Origin of the sequence: Lentibacillus salinarum (assembly GCF_042679865.1) — a bacterium.
GTDB classification, from domain to species: domain Bacteria; phylum Bacillota; class Bacilli; order Bacillales; family Amphibacillaceae; genus Lentibacillus; species Lentibacillus salinarum.
The window spans coordinates 1-1659 of record NZ_JBHTNH010000044.1 but is presented as its reverse complement, the minus strand read 5'-3'; the positions used below and the strand labels follow the sequence as shown (position 1 = coordinate 1659).

The window sequence follows — 1659 nt, the reverse complement described above, 5'->3', positions numbered from 1 at the left end:
GATTTAAACGGTCTGGTAGCAATAGCGGAGAGGACACACCTGTTCCCATGCCGAACACAGCAGTTAAGCTCTCCAGCGCCGATGGTAGTTGGGGTTTAACCCCTGCGAGAGTAGGACGCCGCCAGGCGGTTGTGTGTGGGAGGATTAGCTCAGCTGGGAGAGCACTTGCCTTACAAGCAAGGGGTCGCAGGTTCGAGCCCTGCATCCTCCACCATATTTTAGACTTGCCGATCTAGCTCAATTGGAAGAGCAATGGAAGAGCAAGCCGCCAACATCACTGATTAGGCTCCCATGTGCAGGCCTGCGAGGAGTGCGGCTTCATCGAACTATCTTGCAACACGACGAGCACCGAGCTAAATATCTACCGAATAAGCTGCGAGCACACAAAGTGATAACACACATAGGATTAAAACCACTATATTACCAAACGCCGGTCTAGCTCAATTGGCAGAGCAACTGACTTGTAATCAGTAGGTTGGGGGTTCAATTCCTCTGGCCGGCACCACTTTAAATAAAATAATTAAACCTTGGGTTTTCCTCATAAATACTTTATGGGATGCCGGATCAAATGAAATAACAGTGCGCTTATCGGGCGTTACTACTTGAAAAATAAATAATTCATTTAATATTAAGTCATTAGCCAACATTTTACATCATTGAATAGGCTATCTGCAGGCATACGAGGAATAATGTAACGTCACTGGATTTGTATGCAACACGAAGAGTACGATTAAATGCATTTGTACAAGTTAGAGAGTAAAACACGAGCCATTAGCTCAGTTGGCAGAGCATCTGACTTTTAATCAGAGGGTCGGAGGTTCGAATCCTCCATGGCTCATCATTTTGCGGGTGTGGCGGAATTGGCAGACGCGCTAGATTTAGGATCTAGTGTCTCGCGACGTGGGGGTTCAAGTCCCTCCACCCGCACCATTTTACCTTTAAAATTCCTTGTGCGGAAGTAGTTCAGTGGTAGAACACCACCTTGCCAAGGTGGGGGTCGCGGGTTCGAATCCCGTCTTCCGCTCTTTTATTGCCAAGCCTATCCAAGGCCGGGGTGGCGGAATTGGCAGACGCACAGGACTTAAAATCCTGCGGTAGGTCTTCTACCGTGCCGGTTCGAGTCCGGCCCTCGGCACCAGTAGCGCCCGTAGCTCAATTGGATAGAGCGTCTGACTACGGATCAGAAGGTTAGGGGTTCGACTCCTCTCGGGCGCGTCATATTATCGGGAAGTAGCTCAGCTTGGTAGAGCACATGGTTTGGGACCATGGGGTCGCAGGTTCAAATCCTGTCTTCCCGACCATCTCGGGGCCTTAGCTCAGCTGGGAGAGCGCCTGCTTTGCACGCAGGAGGTCAGCGGTTCGATCCCGCTAGGCTCCACCATAATAGATGATATGTTTGCTCTTTGAAAACTGAACAAAACAACCAGCCTGAAACAGATGTCAGGTAAGCGGTCGGAAATCAGATCACTGATCTGATTGGATGAAGACCTCGAATCCCTGTATCAATTTTTGAAGCTAAGATATGCATAAGGTTGATCGGTGTCAATCTTATCGCAAACTTTTTATTGGAGAGTTTGATCTTGGCTCAGGACGAACGCTGGCGGCGTGCCTAATACATGCAAGTCGAGCGCGGGAAGCAGGCAGATCCCCTTCGGGGGT

At 49.4% G+C, this 1659-nt stretch carries 9 tRNA genes and 2 rRNA genes; all 11 read left to right on the top strand.

Annotation, left to right across the window (positions count from 1 at the left end):
- Positions 1 to 11 precede the first annotated feature (11 nt).
- A 5S ribosomal RNA gene (gene rrf / locus ACFQ4A_RS16475) occupies positions 12 to 127 on the top strand.
- Between the two features lie 11 nt (positions 128 to 138).
- Positions 139 to 214, top strand: a tRNA-Val gene (locus ACFQ4A_RS16470).
- Between the two features lie 215 nt (positions 215 to 429).
- Positions 430 to 505 (top strand) — tRNA-Thr (locus ACFQ4A_RS16465).
- 260 nt (positions 506 to 765) lie between these two features.
- Positions 766 to 838, top strand: a tRNA-Lys gene (locus tag ACFQ4A_RS16460).
- 7 nt (positions 839 to 845) lie between these two features.
- Positions 846 to 930, top strand: a tRNA-Leu gene (locus tag ACFQ4A_RS16455).
- Between the two features lie 22 nt (positions 931 to 952).
- Positions 953 to 1024, top strand: a tRNA-Gly gene (locus ACFQ4A_RS16450).
- 24 nt (positions 1025 to 1048) lie between these two features.
- Positions 1049 to 1138: transfer RNA gene (locus ACFQ4A_RS16445), tRNA-Leu, on the top strand.
- A gap of 3 nt (positions 1139 to 1141) precedes the next feature.
- Positions 1142 to 1215: transfer RNA gene (locus ACFQ4A_RS16440), tRNA-Arg, on the top strand.
- Positions 1216 to 1224: 9 nt separating this feature from the next.
- Positions 1225 to 1301, top strand: a tRNA-Pro gene (locus ACFQ4A_RS16435).
- Between the two features lie 4 nt (positions 1302 to 1305).
- A tRNA-Ala gene (locus ACFQ4A_RS16430) sits at positions 1306 to 1381 on the top strand.
- Between the two features lie 181 nt (positions 1382 to 1562).
- Positions 1563 to 1659, top strand: a 16S ribosomal RNA gene (locus tag ACFQ4A_RS16425); the annotation flags it as partial.